This is a genomic window from Candidatus Zymogenaceae bacterium (assembly GCA_016931225.1).
Classification (GTDB): domain Bacteria; phylum Desulfobacterota; class Zymogenia; order Zymogenales; family Zymogenaceae; genus JAFGFE01.
The window spans coordinates 106,225-125,746 of the sequence record JAFGFE010000019.1 but is presented as its reverse complement, the minus strand read 5'-3'; the positions used below and the strand labels follow the sequence as shown (position 1 = coordinate 125,746).

Annotated in this window: 16 protein-coding genes; 10 read left to right on the top strand and 6 right to left on the bottom strand. The window is 56.7% G+C overall.

Annotated elements, in window-relative coordinates; translation table 11 throughout:
* Nucleotides 1–382: 382 nt before the first annotated feature.
* The 4 genes from JW885_08865 (at nucleotide 383) to JW885_08850 (ending at nucleotide 2,999) form a co-directional block, all read left to right on the top strand.
* Complete coding sequence (locus JW885_08865) at nucleotides 383–934, top strand: flavodoxin family protein (protein ID MBN1882269.1); 552 nt, start codon at nucleotides 383–385, stop codon at nucleotides 932–934.
* Nucleotides 935–1,119: 185 nt separating this feature from the next.
* The gene (locus JW885_08860; GenBank protein MBN1882268.1) at nucleotides 1,120–1,332 is read left to right on the top strand and encodes a hypothetical protein; all 213 of its coding nucleotides are present in this window, start codon (nucleotides 1,120–1,122) and stop codon (nucleotides 1,330–1,332) included.
* A gap of 29 nt (nucleotides 1,333–1,361) precedes the next feature.
* Nucleotides 1,362–2,288, top strand: coding sequence for an alpha/beta fold hydrolase (locus tag JW885_08855; protein MBN1882267.1), 927 nt, complete (start codon nucleotides 1,362–1,364; stop codon nucleotides 2,286–2,288).
* Between the two features lie 63 nt (nucleotides 2,289–2,351).
* A complete protein-coding gene (locus JW885_08850) occupies nucleotides 2,352–2,999 on the top strand; it encodes a nucleoside monophosphate kinase (GenBank protein ID MBN1882266.1) in 648 nt (215 codons plus the stop codon).
* 96 nt (nucleotides 3,000–3,095) lie between these two features.
* On the opposite strand, the gene JW885_08845 is transcribed toward JW885_08850, so the two are convergent.
* Both JW885_08845 and JW885_08840 read right to left on the bottom strand, forming a co-directional pair.
* Nucleotides 3,096–5,117: a hypothetical protein gene (locus tag JW885_08845; GenBank protein ID MBN1882265.1), complete on the bottom strand. Its 2,022-nt coding sequence runs from the start codon at nucleotides 5,115–5,117 to the stop codon at nucleotides 3,096–3,098.
* A 157-nt stretch (nucleotides 5,118–5,274) separates the two neighbouring features.
* Nucleotides 5,275–6,030, bottom strand: a complete 756-nt coding sequence (locus JW885_08840; protein MBN1882264.1) for a 3D domain-containing protein — start codon at nucleotides 6,028–6,030, stop codon at nucleotides 5,275–5,277.
* Between the two features lie 411 nt (nucleotides 6,031–6,441).
* Between JW885_08840 and JW885_08835 the strand changes: the two genes are divergently transcribed.
* A complete protein-coding gene (locus JW885_08835; protein MBN1882263.1) occupies nucleotides 6,442–6,912 on the top strand; it encodes a peroxiredoxin in 471 nt (156 codons plus the stop codon).
* Between the two features lie 40 nt (nucleotides 6,913–6,952).
* On the opposite strand, the gene clpB is transcribed toward JW885_08835, so the two are convergent.
* The 4 genes from clpB to JW885_08815 all read right to left on the bottom strand — a co-directional run bounded on the left by clpB (nucleotide 6,953) and on the right by JW885_08815 (nucleotide 14,183).
* Nucleotides 6,953–9,544: an ATP-dependent chaperone ClpB gene (gene clpB / locus JW885_08830; GenBank protein ID MBN1882262.1), complete on the bottom strand. Its 2,592-nt coding sequence runs from the start codon at nucleotides 9,542–9,544 to the stop codon at nucleotides 6,953–6,955.
* A gap of 191 nt (nucleotides 9,545–9,735) precedes the next feature.
* Entirely contained in the window at nucleotides 9,736–10,452 is a 717-nt protein-coding gene (locus tag JW885_08825; GenBank protein MBN1882261.1) for a SagB/ThcOx family dehydrogenase, read from the bottom strand.
* A 102-nt stretch (nucleotides 10,453–10,554) separates the two neighbouring features.
* Nucleotides 10,555–12,783, bottom strand: a complete 2,229-nt coding sequence (locus JW885_08820) for a protein kinase (protein ID MBN1882260.1) — start codon at nucleotides 12,781–12,783, stop codon at nucleotides 10,555–10,557.
* Nucleotides 12,784–13,022: 239 nt separating this feature from the next.
* Entirely contained in the window at nucleotides 13,023–14,183 is a 1,161-nt protein-coding gene (locus tag JW885_08815) for a TMEM43 family protein (protein MBN1882259.1), read from the bottom strand.
* A 522-nt stretch (nucleotides 14,184–14,705) separates the two neighbouring features.
* On the opposite strand from JW885_08815, the gene JW885_08810 reads away from it, so the two are divergent.
* From JW885_08810 to JW885_08790, 5 genes are all read left to right on the top strand, one after another.
* Nucleotides 14,706–15,110, top strand: coding sequence for a hypothetical protein (locus JW885_08810; GenBank protein MBN1882258.1), 405 nt, complete (start codon nucleotides 14,706–14,708; stop codon nucleotides 15,108–15,110).
* A 127-nt stretch (nucleotides 15,111–15,237) separates the two neighbouring features.
* Nucleotides 15,238–16,530 carry an MFS transporter gene (locus JW885_08805; GenBank protein MBN1882257.1) on the top strand — a complete coding sequence of 431 codons (1,293 nt, stop codon included), beginning with the start codon at nucleotides 15,238–15,240 and terminating at the stop codon, nucleotides 16,528–16,530.
* A 74-nt stretch (nucleotides 16,531–16,604) separates the two neighbouring features.
* Complete coding sequence (locus JW885_08800; protein ID MBN1882256.1) at nucleotides 16,605–17,462, top strand: alpha/beta fold hydrolase; 858 nt, start codon at nucleotides 16,605–16,607, stop codon at nucleotides 17,460–17,462.
* Nucleotides 17,413–18,264: a hypothetical protein gene (locus tag JW885_08795; protein ID MBN1882255.1), complete on the top strand. Its 852-nt coding sequence runs from the start codon at nucleotides 17,413–17,415 to the stop codon at nucleotides 18,262–18,264. The genes JW885_08800 and JW885_08795 overlap by 50 nt, the downstream gene beginning before the upstream one ends.
* 21 nt (nucleotides 18,265–18,285) lie before the next feature.
* A complete protein-coding gene (locus JW885_08790; protein ID MBN1882254.1) occupies nucleotides 18,286–19,461 on the top strand; it encodes a nitronate monooxygenase in 1,176 nt (391 codons plus the stop codon).
* Nucleotides 19,462–19,522 lie beyond the last annotated feature (61 nt).

Genomic DNA, 19,522 nt, shown 5'->3' with positions numbered 1-19,522 from the left:
GGTAGCCGAGGAAAGCGTAGCGTAGTATAGTAGAACCGTCTTGCAGGAAGGCAAACTGTCAACACAACTCGTGACTACCGCAAATAAAAAAACACAATTCAGGCATTTTCTATGCACATTTTTCTTGACATAATCTTCATATGATGTATAATATCTACAAATTAGAGAATAATTTGACCCCCATCGAACTCTGGGTAATCAAGCTGTACACGTTTCACATTCTGATTTCATGCGGACCCCCTGAGACGGAGAACAAAAAAGATGGGGGTTTTTTATGTCCGCATTCCCCTCGCCGCCCAACCCCTGATACACTCTCCATGTAACCGGTGTTCTACAAATAAAAGCATCGTTCTCACACAATTTCTAAAATAGGTGTACGATATTGTCACGGATTATCGGTATTATGGGGAGCCCCAGAAAAAAGGGCAATACCCATGTTCTGCTCCAAAAGATTCTTGAGGGCGCACGTATCGAAGGGGCGGATACGGAAGCGGTGCTTCTCGGTGATGTCGTGATCGGTGAATGTGACGGGTGCCACGCCTGTTGGCGGGGAAAGCCGTGTCCCCGAGCTGATGACATGAACGATCTGTATCCGAAAATCGCCGAGAGCGATGTGATTATATTCGCAACGCCTGTCTACTGGTACGGACCGACGGCCCTGATGAAGGCGTTCTTGGATCGTTTCGTCTATTTCAATTGTCCAGAAAACCGGGAAAAAATCACAGGCACCACATGCGTGCTCGCCGTGGTGTTTGAAGAGGATTCCGGTGAGGCGGCGGGACCGCTGGTGGAGATGTTCGAGAAGAGCTTTCAATATCTCGGGGTGGATCATGCCAAGACGATTTTGGTGCCCGGCGTGACAAAGCGGGGGGAGATCGCCGAAAAGAGCGATGTCATGGCCCGGGCCTTTGATCTGGGCAAAACGCTGGCATAATACCGTTTGACGAAAGTAAGTGAATAATAAGAAAGCCTCGCGGGCGATTCCGATTTGGGACCGCCCGTTTTTTTCTTTACGAACAATACCCGTTTTGTTACAGTTTGAAGAAATGGGCGGTTGGAGAGATATGAGGGTGGACGGTCGCCGTGCAGGAACAAGCAATTGAAACAGAGAGGGATGTGATGGCCGAAAAAAAGTTTGATGAAAAAACCTTGGCGTTGGCGAAGAAATGCAAGGACGAATGCCCCGTGTGTACCAAGGGCAGAGAGAAGGGGAGGGGTTTTTTGTATCAGTTTGTGCGCCTGGAGCGGCACATCTGTCCCATGTGCAGGGCGTATGAGAAGGTATACGGCGTACCGGCGCACAAGAAACCGGGGTCCGGTGCGGCATCCTGACCACACATAATCCTCAAGGAGGATATAATATGAAAAAATGGTGGATACTTTTGTGTATTGTGGCCGTCCTTATTCTGGCCTACGGGGGGATATCGTGGTATTTCTCGAACCAGCTGTTGTACCCTCCGCTGATGAACGAGGACGAGCTGGCCGCCGAGTACGTATTTCTGGAGCCCGGGGATGTGGGGCTGGAGGCGGATGCGGTGACGGTGACATCGGCGGACGAGGACGCCCTTTCGCTTTCGTGCTGGTGGATCGACGCCGGCGGCGACAGTGCATTCGTACTGGTGCACGGGCGCAACGCGAACAAGAAGGGGTTGGTCAGGTTCGCGCCGATGTTCGTCGACCGGGGGGTCTCGGTGCTGCTTCTGGAGCTCAGAGGGCACGGCGAGAGCGATTTCGGGTACGCCACCTTCGGCGACAAGGAGCGGTATGACGTGATGGGTGGTGTGGCGTGGCTCGAGGATGCGGGCTACGATTCAGAACGAAAGGTCGGAATCTTCGGCATATCCATGGGCGGGGCGGCGTCGATCCTGGCGACGATGGAGCTGACAGCAGTCGATCCCGCTGCCGTGGACGCCCTGATTCTCGATTCCACCCTGTCGGATGTCCCCGCATCCATCGTGTTCAACGCCGAGAAGGCGGTGGGAGGCGCCGTGCCGGTACTGCTGCCCGGAGCGCTGTGTATAACACGGATGAGAAGCGGGGCCGACTTCGAAGCGGGCAACCCGATGGCCTACGCCGCGGACATGACCGTCCCGGCACTCTTTATTATGCATACTGAAGACGAGATGGTGTCCTTTGATGACCAGATGCGGCTCTTCGAGGCCTACGGCGGGCCGAAGGAGGAGCTCACCTTCGAGGGACTGGGGCACCACCGGGGGCACCAGGAAAAGACCGATGAATACGAGGCGGCGGTGGGCGGCTTTTTGAAAGAGACAGGTTTCATCCGGTAAATATGTTCCGGATGCGCATCCTGCGGGAAACGAGCCGCCGTTGAGGCGGAAACGGTCGAGTATATGAAAAAGACGGCATTACGCATCGCGTTCATGGGGCCGCCGGGAAGCGGCAAGGGGACCCAGGCCCAGCGGGTCGCCGGGAAGTTCCGTGCCCATCATGTCTCATCGGGAGACATCATCCGGGAAAACATCCGGGCGAACACGGAGCTGGGAAAGGCCTTCGAGGGGGCCCTGGCGGCGGGAGAGCTGGGGCCCACGCACCTGGTGACGGAGATGATGGAGACGAAGCTTCGGGGATTCATCGATGCGGGTGAGGGGTACGTTCTGGACGGCTTTCCCCGAACGATGGCCCAGGCGGAAATGCTCGCAGGCGGCGGATATGTAGACCGGGTGCTGCTCCTGGACGTGCCCGAGGATGAAATTATGCGCCGGATCACCGGCAGGCTGTCATGCGAATGCGGCAGGAGCTACCATAGGACCGACGCTCCGCCGAAAACCAAGGGCGTCTGCGACGGGTGCGGCGGAAAGCTCTTTGCCCGGCCCGACGATGAGCCGGAGAAGGTCTCGGTACGGATGAGCGAGTACCACGGACAGACCGGCCCGCTGATCGGGTATTTCGAGGATTTGGGAATTCTTAAGAGGATCGACGGCACGGGCAAGCCGGAAATAATCGCCGGGCGTATCGATGACGCCCTTTCCCCCAACTGATCGGACATGGGCGGATGATGTTCCTGTATGAGGGCGGGGAAAACCGAAAAAACCCCTTCATGACATGAAGGGGTTTTTTATGTTCTGTGTGGGCCGTTAAAAGAGAAAGCGGAGCGACAGCTCCAGGTTGTAATCAAAATATTCGTATGAATCGCCCCAGTGGTGGGAAAAGGTGCTGGGATTAATATTCTGGGAGTAGAATTTGCCGTTTTTCATGTAACGTCTGTTGTAGGTGTACTCACACGTGCCTCCCAGGCCGATTTCCAGGTTGTCGATAATCCGATATCGAACGTCCGCCCCCACCGACCAGTTTTTTATCCTTCCGGTGATCCTGCTGGGTACGAAACCGTAGTCTCCCCCCTCGTAGGCCCAGAGATATTCGCCGTGGTTGGTATATGAGCTGGGAAACGCGTAGGTCCCTGATACCGACATCATGAGGTTGTCCAGAAGACCGTAGCTGATCGCGAGCCCGACGATGTACTGATCATAATCCATGGTAAGCCGCCATGAATCGATGCCGACAAGTCCGCCGGGAAAATTCTGCCCCATGTCATATCCCCTGCTCATGTCGACGTAACGGTAGGTGAACGTGCCGGTGACTCCCATCTGGTTTCTACCGAGGAGTGGGGAGTCCAGGGTGTCGATGGAGACGGCCGAGTAATCGTAATCCCCCCCCCGGGTCAGGAGTGTTACGGCCAGCGTCGTGTCGTATTGCATACGCCGGGTGTCGTCATGGGTTTCGATGCGGCCGTCTGTGACGATCACCGCCGCCGTGGGAAGCAGGTTGGAGTAATAAGAACCGTCGTATTCCGCCTCTCGATAGGCGAAACCCTGGTTGACGGCCACCTCGATGAAGGGTGTTGGTCGATACGCGATGAAGCAGTCCAGGTTCCAGGAAAAGAGCCTGCCGCTGTCGTCTTCACCCCAGAAGGTGCGTCCGGGACGGGACGGGTTGAAGAACTGGTAGGGGCTGTCGGTGCGCCTGATATCGCGGTTCCACGTGACGGGGAAGTCAATCCTGCCCGACACCCCGGTGTTGAGTGAATCGAGAATGCCGATGTCTACGGCTCCCACAAGGTAATACTGTTCGTAATCATCGGAAACGCTCCTACTGACATTGGTGAAATCCTCTTCCCAAACGTTCATAAAAATGGACGGAGTGATCTGCTGAAACCCGGGGAAATAGTCAAAGCTGTTTCGAAACCACCGGGTGGTGTCGTCTCGTACGAAGTCGACGCCGAATTCCGCCTCGACCAACGCCGAGAAGGGCGCCAGAAAGGCGCCGTTGAAGGCGTTCAGGTCCAGCGCGCCGCTTCCGGTGGGTCCCGCCTCTCCCAGGAGGGCGGCGGTTCCCAGGGAGACGGTGTAGGTATTCAGGTCGTATTCTTCGATAATGACGTCGTTGTTGTCGGTAGCGAACGTGGGATTGGTCGCCGGCGTCACATGCCGGTAGTTGTCCTGGGAATATGAGTAGTATTGATCCATGGCCCAGCGGATATACACCTCGAGGTACTCCACGGGGCGATAGGTCAATTCCAGGGAACCCTCCCACTCTTTTTTAACCGAATGGTTGTCCACCTCGGTATACTCTCCCCGGAACGTCCTGGTCGGGTCCCAGGGCGCCTCGTAGTGGAAGTTTTGATCCCAGGAGGTGTCCGTGCTGTATCCGTCGGACACCGCCGCATCGTTGATGAGGATGAGCATGAGGTTATGCATGACCCCGTACATCAGAAACGGCCGGACATTGAATGTCTCATAGTCGTCCTCGGTCGTTTTCTTCAGATACCAGTAGCTTGTCCGGGAGTCATAGGTGCCCCGCCCGCGTGTTATCGTCTCGTCTCGGTTGAAACCCACGCCGACGTCCAGGCCTGAAAGGGCCTGGTCTTCTCCGAGCATGGGGCCGGCATACGGGTCTAGGGAGGGATCCGTCTGTCCTCCGACACCCTCGGTCTCCCTAGGGATTGTCGTTTTTTCTGCGGCGGGGGTGTGCGTTATTGCCCCGGTGGGAGCCGGAGCCAGGCTTTCGGTGGTGTGCCAGGTCGTGGACGGCTCGGCGGGTGTCTCCTCTGTCCCCAGTTCCCTGGTGCTCTTCCAGGTATCGTCGAATGCCACTAGCACGAATGTTTCATCGATCGTCGTGGCCGTCGTATCGGCGGCGGATATTCGTGGTGAATATATACACAAGAAAAAGACTAATGAAACAAAGATCGTAAATAACATGAAAAGGGATTGTCTCTTCGTCAGTGCGTTCATGGCACCATCTCCCGATCTTTCATCAGTCCAGTTCTATGATTGTCGCCCGGTAGTAACCGGTAATCTCGAAAGCCTTCTTTATGGCTTCTTCCCCCTCGCCCACCCAGATATCCAGCCGGTCGCCCACGATGGCGGACCCCCGGTCGTGGACGGTGTAGACTCCCGGTAGGTCGTGATCGCGCAGGTCCTGTAATATCACCTTCGTGCCGTATTTCATGAAGGGGGGGCCGGCGGCCATCCCCAGATACACCGGGGTCTTGTCCGCGGCCATCACGCCCTTGCCGTTGAGCCTGATATCCCCCGCATAGCTGCCGGTGACGTATCGATTCTGGCCGGGGAGCGGCGAATAGTAGCCGGTTACCCGAAATATCCGCTCGTAGAATCTCCCGGTTTCCATGGCCCTGAGGATTAAAAGCTGCTCCATGAAAGCGTCGTCACCCGAGGCCAGCGCCTCGAGTTCCTCGCGGCTCGGGCCTTTTGTCGAAGAAGAGCGGGTGGTGTCAATGCGGGTGGTCAGCTCTCTGGTCGAGAGCCACAAAACCGGGCCTTCCGGCTGTTCCGTGATGTCTTGTGTGGTTTCAAGGGTATGGGTGCTGGTCCACGTGTCCGGCTCGGTGATCTCTTCCACCTCCCAAATGATTATATTGGCATCGGAGCCGGGCGGGGAAGTCTCGAACGCGTCGGGAACGGGGGAATAGCTCGCGAGGTCAATATCCTGGGAAAAGGTCGGGGCCGTACACGCGAATAAAAAAAACAGTATGAGGACAATTCTAATCATTTCTTTCAATGGGAATGGTCGGTGCCTGAGAATGAACATGTGGGATACTACCGATATCGATTATAAAAAAATGCGTACATCTTTAAGTGTAAAATGCGGCACATTTAGAATAATTACCGCATAAATGCTATATAAATACGCTTAAAATGTCAAGAAATTGTTCAATATGGTTAAATTATTCACCGAATATATATATTATTGCGTATATTTGGTGGAACGCGACTGTCGGTGTACAATATCTTGATGAGCTCTTTTGCACTGGGTGCAAACGGTCTGGATCTGGTGAAAAACCTGTTTTCAACGACGGGGTGGCAGAAGGAGACTAATATCATGGCGCTGGAATGAAATCCGGTGTATATTTAAAAAAGAACATATCTCATTGTTACCGTATCCTGTTTTGGGAGGTGTCTCATGATCCAGGCGGGAGAGAAAGCCCCCGATTTCTGTCTACCGGACGGAGAGGAGAGGGAGGTGTGTCTCGACAGCTTCAGGGGAAAGTGGGTGGTGCTCTACTTCTACCCGAAGGACAACACCCAGGGATGCACCCTTGAGGCGGTGGACTTCACGACGGCGAAGGAGGATTTCGCTTCGCAGGGCGCCGTGATCATCGGCGTCAGCAGGGATTCGGCCAAAAGCCACACGAATTTCGCGCAAAAACATGATCTCGACATCATCCTGCTCAGCGACCCGGAGCGCCGGGTGCACGAGCAATACGGGGTCTGGCAGTTGAAGAAGATGTACGGCAAGGAATCCTTCGGCACGGTACGGAGCACATTTTTGATCGATCCCGACGGCGTGGTGAGGTTCGTGTGGGAAAAGGTGAAGGTGGCGGATCACACAAGCCGGGTGCTGGAAAAGCTCATTGAATTAAAGCGGCAATAAAAAACCGGGGGCCGAAAGCCCCCGGTGTACGTTGATCTCATTAACTTTTACTGAATGTGATGCCGTCCTTTTTCGCATCCACCACCACGGTGTCCCCTTCGGTGAATTCCCCGTTGAGTATCTTCGACGCCAGGGGATTCTGGACCTCCTTCTGGATGATGCGCTTCAGGGGCCGGGCGCCGTACTGGGGATCGAATCCCTCCCGGGCGAGCAGCTCACTCGCCGCCTCTGTGATCTCAAAGCCGATCTTTCGCTCACCCAGCAGCCGCTCGAGGTGTCGCACCTGGATGCCGACGATGGCCTTGATGTTTTCAAGACTCAGGCCGTTGAAGAAGATGACCTCGTCGACGCGGTTGAGGAACTCGGGCCGGAATGTGGCCCGAAGCTCGTCCATCACCCGGACCTTCATCTCGTCCGGGCGCGACTGGGCCAGCTCGATGATGTGGTGGCTCCCGATGTTGCTGGTCATGATGATGACCGTGTTCTTGAAATCGACGGTTCTTCCCTGACCGTCGGTCAGGCGGCCCTCGTCGAGTATTTGGAGCAGCACGTTGAAGACGTCCTGGTGGGCCTTTTCGATTTCGTCAAACAGGATCACCGAGTAGGGACGTCGTCTGACGGACTCGGTCAGGTATCCGCCCTCCTCGTATCCGACATAGCCGGGGGGCGCGCCGATGAGCCGGGCCACCGAGTGCTTTTCCATGAACTCGCTCATGTCGATGCGGATCATGGCCTTCTCGTCGTCGAAGAGGAACTCGGCCAGCGCCCGGGTCAGCTCGGTCTTTCCCACGCCGGTGGGGCCGAGAAAGATGAACGAGCCGATAGGACGGTTCGGGTCGGACAGTCCCGCCCGGGCCCGACGCACGGCGTCGGATATCGAATGAATCGCCTCGTCCTGCCCCACCACCCGAATTCTTAAACGATCCTCCATCTTCAGAAGCTTGTCTCTTTCACCCTCCATCATCCGAGAGACCGGGATGCCGGTCCACTTCGACACCACCTGGGCGATGTCCTCGGCCTCCACCTCCTCGGTCAGCATCTTCTGGTCCTTCTGGAGATCGGCCAGTTCGTCGTTCTTCACACCCAGTTCCTTTTCCAGGTTCACCAGCTCCCCGTGCTGGATCTCAGCCGCCCGATCCAGGTTTCCCTCCCGCTTTGCCTGCTCGAATTCCGCCTTTGCGCTTTCGATATTCTCCTTGATCCGCCGGATGGCGTCGATGACCTCCTTTTCGGTCTTCCAGTGCGCCTTGAGGGAGTCCGACTGCTCGGTGAGGTTCGAGAGCTCTTCTTTCAACTTCGCCAGCCGCTCCTTCGACGCCGCGTCTTTTTCCTTCTTGAGGGCCTGCCGCTCGATCTCGAGCTGCATGATGCGCCGCTCGATCTCATCTATCTCCGTGGGCATGGAGTCTATTTCGATCCTCAGCCGGGAGGCGGATTCGTCCACCAAGTCGATGGCTTTGTCCGGCAGGAAGCGGTCGGTGATGTAGCGGTCCGAGAGGGTCGCCGCGGCGATCAGCGCCGAATCCTGTATCCGGACGCCGTGATGTATCTCGTATTTTTCCTTGAGTCCCCTCAGTATCGATATGGTGTCCTCCACCGAGGGTTCGGTGACTATCACCGGCTGAAAGCGCCGCTCCAGGGCCGGGTCCTTCTCAACGTATTTCCGGTATTCATTCAGGGTGGTCGCCCCCACGCAGTGGAGCTCCCCCCGAGCCAGCGCGGGCTTGAGCATGTTCGAGGCGTCCATCGAGCCTTCCGCGGCGCCGGCGCCCACGACGGTGTGCATCTCGTCGATGAACATGATGATTTCTCCGTCTGACGAGGTGACCTCTTTCAGCACCGCCTTGAGCCGGTCTTCAAACTCCCCGCGGTACTTCGCCCCGGCGATCAGTGCGCCCACATCCAAGGCCACCAGCCGCTTGTTTTTCAGGGTTTCCGGGATATCGCCGGAAACAATGCGCTGCGCCAAACCCTCGACGATGGCGGTTTTCCCCACCCCCGGCTCGCCGATGAGCACCGGATTGTTCTTGGTTCGGCGACTCAGCACCTGGATGACCCGCCTGATCTCCTCGTCCCGGCCGATGACCGGGTCGAGCTTGTTTCTCCGTGCCAGGTCCGTCAGGTCCCGGGCGTACTTTTCCAGGGCCTGGAATTTCCCCTCCGGATCCTGGTCCGTCACCCTCTGAGTTCCCCGGATGTCCTTGAGTGCGCCCAATATCCGCTCCTTGCTGACGCCGTTTTTCACGAGTATCCGGGATACGTCGCCCCCCGCCCCGTCGGCCATGACCATTAAAAGATGTTCCGTGCTCACATACTCGTCTTTCAGGGAATCGGCAAGAGAGAACGCACCGGTCAGCACCCCCTTGAGCTCGGGTGAGAGGTACGGCTCGCCCGCCCCGGAGCCGTCCACCCGAGGAAGGGTCTTGATCAATTCCTGGACATCGTGATCGATCACCTCGGTGGAGGCTCCGAGCTTCTTGAGGATCGGGATCACCAGGCCGTCGGCCTGGGAGAGGAGGGAGGCCATCAAGTGTGGGGGGGTGATCTGCTGGTTGCCGTTTCTTCCGGCGATATCCTGGGCGCCGGCCAGGGCCTCCTGGGTCTTTATCGTGAATTTTTCCGGTCGTATCATGTATGCGTCCATCCTTTTTTTGTATATGGTAAAAGGCCTTCAACTTGTTGAAATGCCTTTATATCCGCCATTAATGTAGTCATCGGTCGGGTGCTTGTCAAGTCGCGGGGACGCGGCGATACATCGCCGTACGAAAAAGGAAATGAACAGATTCTGTGGAAAGCCCCGGGTGGGGGGGTTATACGCCTTTCTCAGGGGCCGATGGAGGCCATGTAAAGGACGCTTTCTGTTTCGCCGTCGATCCCGAGCAGGGTGTTGATCTCCTCATCATAGAGGGCGGCGATGGGACAGGCCGAGAGGCCCAGGGCGGTTACGGCAAGAAGCACGTTCTGGGCCGTGTGGGCGCAGTCCAGATAGACGTACCGGTATCCACGGTCCCTGTACTTGACGCGAGAGCGTGCGAACACGGCGGTCCAGATGAAGACCACGGCGGCGTTTTCCACCATTCGCTGGCCCAGGGCGGCCTCTGAAAGCTGTTTTGAGACGTCTCCGGTGACGATCTGGGAGAGATCGGCCGTGCGCACATCGTAGTGATAGAGGCCCTTCGGGACATTCCGTACGTTGGAGACACCGACGTATGTTTCGATGGGATAGAGCGCCCCCGCCGAGGGCGCCGTGCGCAGGAGAAACCCGTGATAATCGGCGGTGATGCCCTGGCCGGCCCAGAGGAGCTGGGAGAGGTTTTCGGATGAAATCTCATCGCTCCCGTAGGCCCGGGCGCTTCGGCGGTTCATCATGACGTCCCATACACCGGGACCGTCTGAATGGATCGGGGGAGGAAGGGTGATCTTCCTCGCGTTCGGGTATGACTTGAAGGGCGGGGCGGGGGCGTCATGCTCATAGAAGCCCGCCGGGATGTGATCCCGGATGTATTTCGTCTCCTGCTGGAATTTTTTTCCTATACTCATGAGTATGTACCGCGATAGTGGGGGAGTAAAGCGGTTTAGAGGAGGGCATGGAGCCGGGGAGCGCCCCCGGGGATGGACTGCTCCGGAAGGGGGGGCGAACATTTATTCATCGATTACATACTCGGCCGACCATGCGCCTCCGCCCATTTTTGAATATATCGTCAGGTAAAAGGTTCTGCCTCCCATCAACTGGATGATCTCGCCGTCGTCCAGGTCGAAGTTTCCCAGAACCGTATAACCGTCCTCGCCCACCACCTCGACCCAGAAATCCGATTGACCCCGCGGCCAGGTAAAATAGACCTCGACGAAATCATCCGTGCCTGCGTTGACGGTAAAGCCGTATGATTCGCCGCTGCCGATCAAGGTGCCGCTCTCGGTGTAGGTAACCGGCTCGGTGGGCGTCATGATGTCGGGACCTCCATAGACATCGAAGGGGGTTTCATACTCGGAGTAGGGATCATAAGATGAATCATCCCCAATAGAGTACTCCGCCGACCAGGTGGCGTCATTACTTTTTGAATATACCGTCACGTAAAAGGTGCCGCCTCCCATCAACTGGATGATCTCACCGCTGTCCAGGTCGAAATCTCCCAGGACCGTGTGGCCGTCCTCACCCACCACTTTAACCCAGATGTCCGCCGAGCCCCGTGGCCAGGTAAAATAGACCTCGACGTATTCGTCAAAACCGGCGTTGACGACGAAATCAAAAGAATCACCGGTGCCGGTCAGGTAGCCGCCTTCGGTATGAAGGCCCGAATCGGCGGGAGGTGTGGTTCCATAATCTCCATAGTCATCAAAGGGGGATTCATACCCGGAGAAGGGATCATAATACGGGTCATCCCCAAGGGAGTACTCCGCCGACCAGGTGGCCGCGCCGTCCTTTGAATAGACGGTCAGGTAAAAAACCCCGCCTCCCATCAGCTGGATGATCTCGCCGTCGTCCAGGTCGAAATCTCCCAGGACCGTATAGCCGTCCTCACCCACCACCTCGACCCAGATGTCCGCAAGACCCCGCGGCCAGGTGAAGTAAACCTCGACGTATTCGTCAAAACCTGCGTCGATGGTGAACTCAGAGGAATCTCCGGTGCCGGAGAGGGTCCCCTCTTCCTTCAAGGGGCCCGGCGCGTCCAGGGGGACGGCGGGACCGCTGCACATCTTTGTTGATCCGTATCCGAGCAGAAAAATGATGAAGACTGTTATCGAGAGGATCAGCCAGGCGGGAATTTTTGATATCAGCGCCGGCGTCGGGGTGCCGGTGCTGTATGAGCCGGAATTGGATGGGGTGATAACGGTCGACGCCGGGACGGTATCGGCGGGAGACGACATCACGGTGGTTGACGGGATGATGGTGTCGGTGGCTGTCATCGGCGCGGTCGCCGACTCAGAGGCCGCCGCGGTCCGTGACGGGCCGACTTTGCGAATGGGGGCCTTGGCCGCGTCATTCAGGGCGGTTACCATATCCTGCATGGAGCGGAACCGCTGGAGGCGGTCCCGGGACGTGGCCCGTCGAATGAAGGAGACGACCGCGGCGGGCAGGTCCGGCCTGATTTGTTCTATGGGCGTCGGCTTGCGATTGAGAATGTAGGAGACGGTCGTATCCCAGGAATTGCTCCGAAACGGAGAGTGGCCGGTGAGCAGTTCGTACAGGATAATGCCCACCGAGTAGATATCCGCCCGGCCGTCGTACGTTTCGCCCGCGGCTTGTTCGGGACTCAGATATTCCGCCGTCCTTCCGGGGATGTCCGCCTCGGCCTCGATTCCCGCACATCCCAGGTCGGTCAGGAACACGCGTCCGTCCTTGTCGATAATGATATTTGCGGGTTTCATGGCGCCGTGGATGATGCCGGCGTTGTGTGCGGCTTCGAGCCCCGAGGCCATTTGCGCGGCGATGGTGCAGGCGGCCTTGTGGGAGAGGGTGCCCTTTTTGGCGATCAGGTCTTCGAGGGTAACACCGGATACGTATTGCCGGGCGATGTAGCAGCTGTTGCCCACCGGTCCGATGTCGTAGATACGGGCGATGTTTGCGTGGGACAACGCCTTGAGGCGGGCGCTGTTTTCCTTCAGGGTCGTAAAGAGTGACGTGTTTTTGACTACCTGCTGTTTGAATACTTTCAGAAGCACCTGTTTGCCCGATTTCAGATGCGTGGCGAGGTAGTGAATGGACAGGACTCCCGATGCGATCCGTTTTTCCACACGGAACCTGTTGTTGACCGTCCTGCCGATCAATGGATCGGTCTTCTTTTCCAGCTTGCCACCGCAGGCTGTGCAGTAATTACTGGTATCGGGATTCTGATGTCCGCAGGAAGGGCAGGATATTGTTTGTGAGCTCATGGTTTTCTACATATCGAAAAAGCGGTGTACGCACTCTCCATCCAATAATTGATATATGAATTATATCCTCATAATAATAATGATCCGCCGTGAAAGTCAAGATGATTATGAAAAATGATCGGAAGAGAAAACCAAAGGGGGAAGCTATGAAAAAGGGGCGGGAAGCATGTTCCCGCCCCGTATGTGAACAACACTGATGCGTGAACGATCACGCCGGCAGCAGACTCATGGTGTACTTCCTATTTTTCCGGCGGCTCCGGAGGAGACGTCGGTGCTCCACCCGGTGCAGCGGCGCCCTTTTTCCCTTTGCGCATCTTGGCGATGAGGAAGACACCTCCAATAAGAACTACCAGCACGATAATCAGGGCGATGATACTGTGTGCGATCATCGAGACGATAATCGTCACCGCCGAGAGCACAAAAGCCACCACGAACATTGCAATGGCAATAAGCGTCCGGCTAACGTTGCCCAAGAACGGAAGCACATCCATAACGGCGTTGATGGGTCCGAAACAGAGCGCGAGGCCGATCCACATCATTAAAAATCCGATGAGCCGGATGATCCAGCGGGTGGTCACATATTCTTTGTGAAGCTTCGCCACCGCTTCTTCCGGGGGACCGTACCGGGCGTGGTAGAGCTTTTTATCCTTGTACATGTACGATACGATGGTGCCGCCGGAAAGGGTGCCGAACAGGGTCATCGGGCTGGACGGCGGATTCGGGATGGCGGTATAGCTGATACGGATATCCCCCACCTGGGGATAGGAAATGGTGCCCCTGCCGATATACAGGTAGCCGTTGTCGATCCGACCGCCGGATGAGTAGTCGATATCGGTCGAGATCAGGGAAACCGACTCGCCGGCGGGGAGGTCGATGCTTGCCATATCCACAGGATAGACGCCCATCGTGCCGGTGCCGACCCGAAACGACGCCGAATCATAGGCCATCGGCGGGTTTTGATGTCCCTCGGGATACTTGAAGTTGGAGGTATCCGAGGGCATCGAGGTCCACTCCTGCTCGTAATAATACGTGGTTGTGGTGGTCTCGCTGCCTCCCGCTTTTTTCTCGGTCTGAGACTCGGTCTTTTCCACCCAGGCATACATCTCCGCGTATCGATCGAGGGTCAGGTAGTTGCTCGGATAGAGAAGGCCTGGATCACCCAGGGTCTCGGTGCTTGAAAGATATGCGTATACAGACACGAGGTTCCCCTCGTTCGCGGTATCCACCGCCTCGCCGCTGATATTGACGGCCTTTTCCGCCGCCTTGGAGACGTCGATCGCCCCCTCGTTTACCCACAGAACCACGAAGGACGCAAGAAAGAGAATGAGGCCGATGATGACACCTTTAATAGAGTCAGCGATTTTTCCGCCCCAGGTTCTGGTTACGGTTTCGGTACCCATGCGTTGCTCCTTTCTGCAAAGTTACCGGGTTTTTTTACACATTTTACCGCCAAAATTATACATCATGTCAACCTATTTGAATAGTAAAAAAACAGATATTTCTTGATTCATGTGGTCATATAAGAGATACGGTTTGGTTCTCGAGGGAAAACATCGATTCTGTGCTATAATGCCCGAAAACCGTATATTCTTATTCACTTTCGGGATGATGTCATGGAAACCATATATCTTTTTTCCCGGTTTACCCTGATCCGCGAGCTGAAGCTGTTTTTGTATGCACTGCTTCGCGTGTTGGTTGATGTGTTGATATTTCCCAGAAGGAGCATGTACGCCGCCGCCCTCAGGGGATTTTTTCTCTCTCTTTTCATGAAGGGGCCCCTCAGGGTACGGTTCGTGATGAAGGGGGTGACATTCGATTCCCTCTCCCGGGTGTTTCTCGATACCGATGCACACCTTCAAGAGGGTGTGTCCGTCCGGGGGGCGCTTCACTTGGGGAAAAAGGCGTACGTGGAGCGGGAGACGATTATCAACGGTCCGGTTACCATCGGGTCGTCGGTGTTTGTCAACAACCGGTGCGAGATCAACGGAGAGACGATTATCGAGGATGATGTGACAATCGGGCCGGGGGTGAAGTTTTTAAGCAAGACCCACGAGATCGGCAGTGAGGCGTTTCGTGCGGGGAATCTCCATTATCGCCCGATACGGGTGGGCCGGGGGGCGTGGATCGGCGGCGGGGCTATTATCCTGGGAGATGTGACCATCGGTCGGGGTGCCGTGGTGGGTGCGGGGTCCGTGGTGAATCGGGACGTGCCGGATAACTGCGTGGCGGTGGGAAATCCGGCCAGGATCGTCAAAACGCTGGGGCCCGGGTACGGGGGAGGACCTCCGGGAAGCGATCAACTGCCTGAAGAGATTCGCTGGGCGTGATCAAATATTATATTACACAAGGAATGCTTTCACGCGAGGCTTGTCGTTGACATAATATATCAAAAACATATATAATCACCCTCGATTACCGATAACCACTCTTTTTTTTATGAATGAGGAAAACACCATGAACAATCAGCCTTCAGAGATCGCGAAACGTCATTCGACCTACGCCCTCATCATCCTGGTTCTCATTAATTCCATCAATTACATGGACCGTTATGTCGTCAGCATCCTGCTCCCGGGCATTACCGAGGATCTCTCGCTGACCGATACCCAGGCGGGACTCCTAACGGGCCTGGCCTTTGCCCTCTTTTATGCCCTGATGGCCCTTCCGATCGGGATGGCGGTGGATCGTTTCGTCCGCAAATACGTTCTGGCGGCGGGAATTCTCGTATGGAGCTTCGCCACCTTCGCCTCGGGATTGATGGGCCGATTCATCAGCCTGTTCGCCGTCCGGGCGCTGACCGGTGCGGGGGAGTCTTCGGCCCATCCCTCGGGCGTATCGATGCTGGGTGACTATTTCAGCCAGAAATTCCGCGCGACCGCCATAGCAATTTTCCAGATGGGGGTTCCCATCGGCGCGGGCCTTGGATTGATCCTGGGCGGCATCCTGGTGGAGCGGTTCGGCTGGCGTCACACCTTTTTCATCTACGCCGCACCGGGCGTTATCTTGATCCCCCTTATCCTGATGATAAGGGAGCCGGTGCGGGGAGCGTCCGAGGGGCTGACGGAAAAGGACAGCGAGAATATCATCTCGGAGGGGTTCTGGATTAAGGTAGGGAAAATTCTCTCGAAGAAAACCCTCATCTATCACTACATCGCCACGGCGCTCATCCAGTTTGCGTCCCAGGGCTTCTCGATGTGGCTGCCCACCTACCTGATTCGTGAGCGGGGGTTCACCGAGGAGTTCGCCGGCACCATTACCGGGGTCGGCTTTCTCGTCGGCGGGTTCGTTGGCGCCCTGGGCGGGGCCATCCTCGCAGATCGATGGTTTCGCCGGGACAAGAAGGGCCGCATCAAGGTCCAGAGCCTGGCGGCGCTTCTGGCGATCCCCTTCGTGTTCATCGCGCTTTTCAGCACCAACAACGCGGTCCTGATTCCGGGCATCCTCATGGCCATCATTCTCTCCATCGCTATGTTCCCGATTCTCTCGGCCATTATCGTGGACCTTACCGAGCCCCAGGATCGTGGTGTGGCGATGGCGCTTCTGCTCCTGTTTCAAACCGGCATCGGCTTTTCCCTGGGGCCCACGGTGGTGGGATGGATCAGCGACCTGACCGGCTCATTGATGTTGGGGCTTCTGGTGCTGCCGACGGCGTATCTGGCGGTGATTGTTATGGGGCTTTTGGCGATGCGCCATGTCATTGGTGACTACGAAGAGGTTCAGAAAAAAATCGCCGAATATCACACCTCGTAGGTGGTACAGAAAAACAGATCGGGGGGGCGGTGCGTCCCCCCGAGTTGTCGTTATAATGATTTCGGGATGATGTCATGTCACTGGAAGCATTGTATCCATATCCGGTCAAGCGGGTGACGCTTGCCGGACACGAGTGCGCCTATATCGATGAGGGCGTGGGAACGCCGATTATCTTCCTCCACGGCTTTTCCGTCAACCTGGCCAGTTTCGCCCCGATTTATCCCGCACTGGTTGACAAGCGGCGGGTCATCGGCCTCGATTATCCGGGGTATTACCTGTCGGAGAAGAAAGCGGGCGTACCGTACGATATCCCGTTCATGGCGGGTGCCGTGGCCGAGATGATCGAAAAGCTGGGTCTCGATCGGGCCGTGCTTTTGGGAAGCTCGATGGGGGGGGCGGTGGCCCAGGAGGCGGCGCTCATTGCGCCCGACGCCGTTTCCGCCCTGGTGCTGGCGGCCCCCGCCGGTTTTTCGGGCAGAAGTCGCCTGTTGGCCTCCCTTCTTTCGCTCCAGAGGGCGCTGCTATCGAAACAGAAGCTGATCGATGCGATGACCAGGCGCCTCTATGATCGGGTCTCCACCTTCGTGTATGACAAGGAGAGCGTTTTTCTGAAAGATGTCCATCGACAGTATGACGCCATGCGGGAGCGGGAGGACTATCCGGTATGGATCGAAACGCTCCTTTTCATGGCCCGGGAGGTCCTCTCCGTCGATTTTCGCCGCAAGGCGGGTTCGATTTCCGTCCCGACGCTCATTGTCTGGGGGGATAAGGACGAGGTTCTGCCCCCCGAGGGGGCGGATGTAGCAAGAAAATCGTACGGCCCGAACATGACGCTGGAGATTCTCCCGGATGTGGGCCACATCCCCTTTGCTGAGCGGCCTGATGAGTTCACGGACCTTGTTGATGGCTTTCTCTCAAAACACGGACTCTAATACGACGGCGGCCCGGGGTATGCGCCGTCGTTTGATCTTCACGGCCGGCATATCCCTCGTACTGTGTATCCTTGCCGGATTCGCTTCCATATCGGCCCGTGCCCAGGAGCCACAGGGCCCGGCCGCGGACCGCTTCGATTACGCATGGGAAGTACAGTTCCGGGAGAAACAGATTGGGTATTCGCTCTCCCGGTTTTGTTTCATCACCGACGGTGACGAACAGAGACTCACGGCCAACGGGTATCGCTCGTTCGACTTCGAGATCGGGCCCGTTTCCCTTCGAATCATCGAACAGACCCGGGCGGTGTGGGATGATCGGGGATACGTGCTTGAGCTTGATGCCAGGACCGCCGTCGGCGGCAACATCACAATAACGCATGTACTCAGAACCTCAGACGGCATATCAGTCATCAAGGAAACCGATAAAAAAGAAAAAGAATATTTTTTCGCCAAGGATGAGTATGATCATACGGAACTCGATCGATTTCTCCACACTCTTGACGATCCGGACGGGGAAACGACGTTTCGCATCCTGTCCATCACTGATGAAAAGGTGAAGGATATCTCTTATGAGTTTCTGGGCGTTACTGACTTTTTAGTGTCGGAGAAAAAAATGGTGTGCTCTCGGGTCGGTTTCGACGGGCCGAAGAGCACGGGAGAGATGCTGGTGGATGATTTGGGGATCCCGGTATTTTTTTCCATGGAAACGCCGCTGGGGTTGTTTGTATTCGTTCCCTGCGATCCGGCCTCGGCGGAGGACATGCTGTTTTCCGGGGAGGCGGGTTTTTTTGATAATCCCTGAGTGCATGTATGGAGTATTTCAATGAGCAATTCTGCAAACAGACCGGTTATGAAAACGCGGATATGTGATCTTTTGAACATAGAATACCCGGTGCTCTGCGCGGGAATGGGGAGTTTTTTCTTTCCACTGCCGGCGGTGACAGGCGCCCGCCTTGCGGCCGCCGTCAGCGAGGCCGGGGGTATGGGTGTGTTGGGGGCGGGGATGATGACCCTGGACGAAATGCGACAGGCCATCAGGGACGTGAGGAAAGCGACCGACAAGCCCTTCGGCGTGGACCTGATCCTGCCGGCCAATATTGATCAGCACGCCAGGGATATCCAGGCGCTGTCGGACATTACCTTTGACGCCATCAAGGAGATGATGCCGACAGACCAGCTTGAGTTTCTCGCTGCATTGAAAAAAGAGCTGGGCATCGGCGATCATCCGGTGGTTCTCAAGCAGGATCTCACCACCTTTCGGCCCAAGGATGCGGTGGATATCTGCCTGGAGGAGCGGGTGCCGGTTTTCGTGGCGGGGCTGGGGAATCCCTCCTTCATGATCAGTGATGCCCATGCCCAGGGCATGGTGGTTATGGGTCTTGTGGGAAACGTCAAAAACGCCAAGCGGATCGTTGAATCCGGCGTCGATGTGGTCATCGCCCAGGGGACGGAGGCCGGCGGCCATACCGGCAGGGTGGGAACGCTGGCCCTGATTCCCCAGGTTGTAGACGCCGTCTCCCCGGTACCGGTACTCGGGGCGGGGGGGATCGGCGACGGCCGGGGCCTGGCGGCCGCCCTGTCCCTGGGGGCCGACGGCGTGTGGGTGGGAACGGCCTTTATCGCCACCGAGGAGGCCGATGAATACGACTTCAACAAGCAGAAGCTGATAGATGCGGACGAAGAGGGAACCAGGGTGACGAAAGTTTTTACCGGCAAGACCATGCGGGGGATACAGAACGAACTGATACGACGATGGGAGGATGCCGGTCTCCAGACGCTTCCCATGCCGCTGCAGACGTTTCTCATGGCGGAGCTGACCGAGGGCATCATCGCCGAGAGGAAGATCGACTATATCTCCGGTCCCGGAGGGCAGGTGGCCGGGATGATCTCTGGTGTGAGGACCGCCAAAGAGGTGCTCAGCGATATCGTGACCGGGGCGATCGCCGTATTGAGGGAGGAACTCCCCCGCAGGGTCTCAATGGAGGAGTCCGGCGGATAAAATTAAGTCCCGCACCGAACGATATAAAAAGATGCGGGACAGGTTTTTGAGATGTATAATG

Bases quoted from the DNA above. Each gene is read 5' to 3' on its own strand.
- JW885_08860 (MBN1882268.1), top strand. From the start codon at position 1,120: ATGGCCGAAAAAAAGTTTGATGAAAAAACCTTGGCGTTGGCGAAGAAA.
- JW885_08855 (MBN1882267.1), top strand. From the start codon at position 1,362: ATGAAAAAATGGTGGATACTTTTGTGTATTGTGGCCGTCCTTATTCTG.
- JW885_08850 (MBN1882266.1), top strand. From the start codon at position 2,352: ATGAAAAAGACGGCATTACGCATCGCGTTCATGGGGCCGCCGGGAAGC.
- JW885_08840 (MBN1882264.1), bottom strand. From the start codon at position 6,030: ATGATTAGAATTGTCCTCATACTGTTTTTTTTATTCGCGTGTACGGCC.
- JW885_08835 (MBN1882263.1), top strand. From the start codon at position 6,442: ATGATCCAGGCGGGAGAGAAAGCCCCCGATTTCTGTCTACCGGACGGA.
- clpB (MBN1882262.1), bottom strand. From the start codon at position 9,544: ATGATACGACCGGAAAAATTCACGATAAAGACCCAGGAGGCCCTGGCC.
- JW885_08825 (MBN1882261.1), bottom strand. From the start codon at position 10,452: ATGAGTATAGGAAAAAAATTCCAGCAGGAGACGAAATACATCCGGGAT.
- JW885_08820 (MBN1882260.1), bottom strand. From the start codon at position 12,783: ATGAGCTCACAAACAATATCCTGCCCTTCCTGCGGACATCAGAATCCC.
- JW885_08815 (MBN1882259.1), bottom strand. From the start codon at position 14,183: ATGGGTACCGAAACCGTAACCAGAACCTGGGGCGGAAAAATCGCTGAC.
- JW885_08805 (MBN1882257.1), top strand. From the start codon at position 15,238: ATGAACAATCAGCCTTCAGAGATCGCGAAACGTCATTCGACCTACGCC.
- JW885_08800 (MBN1882256.1), top strand. From the start codon at position 16,605: ATGTCACTGGAAGCATTGTATCCATATCCGGTCAAGCGGGTGACGCTT.
- JW885_08795 (MBN1882255.1), top strand. From the start codon at position 17,413: ATGAGTTCACGGACCTTGTTGATGGCTTTCTCTCAAAACACGGACTCT.
- JW885_08790 (MBN1882254.1), top strand. From the start codon at position 18,286: ATGAGCAATTCTGCAAACAGACCGGTTATGAAAACGCGGATATGTGAT.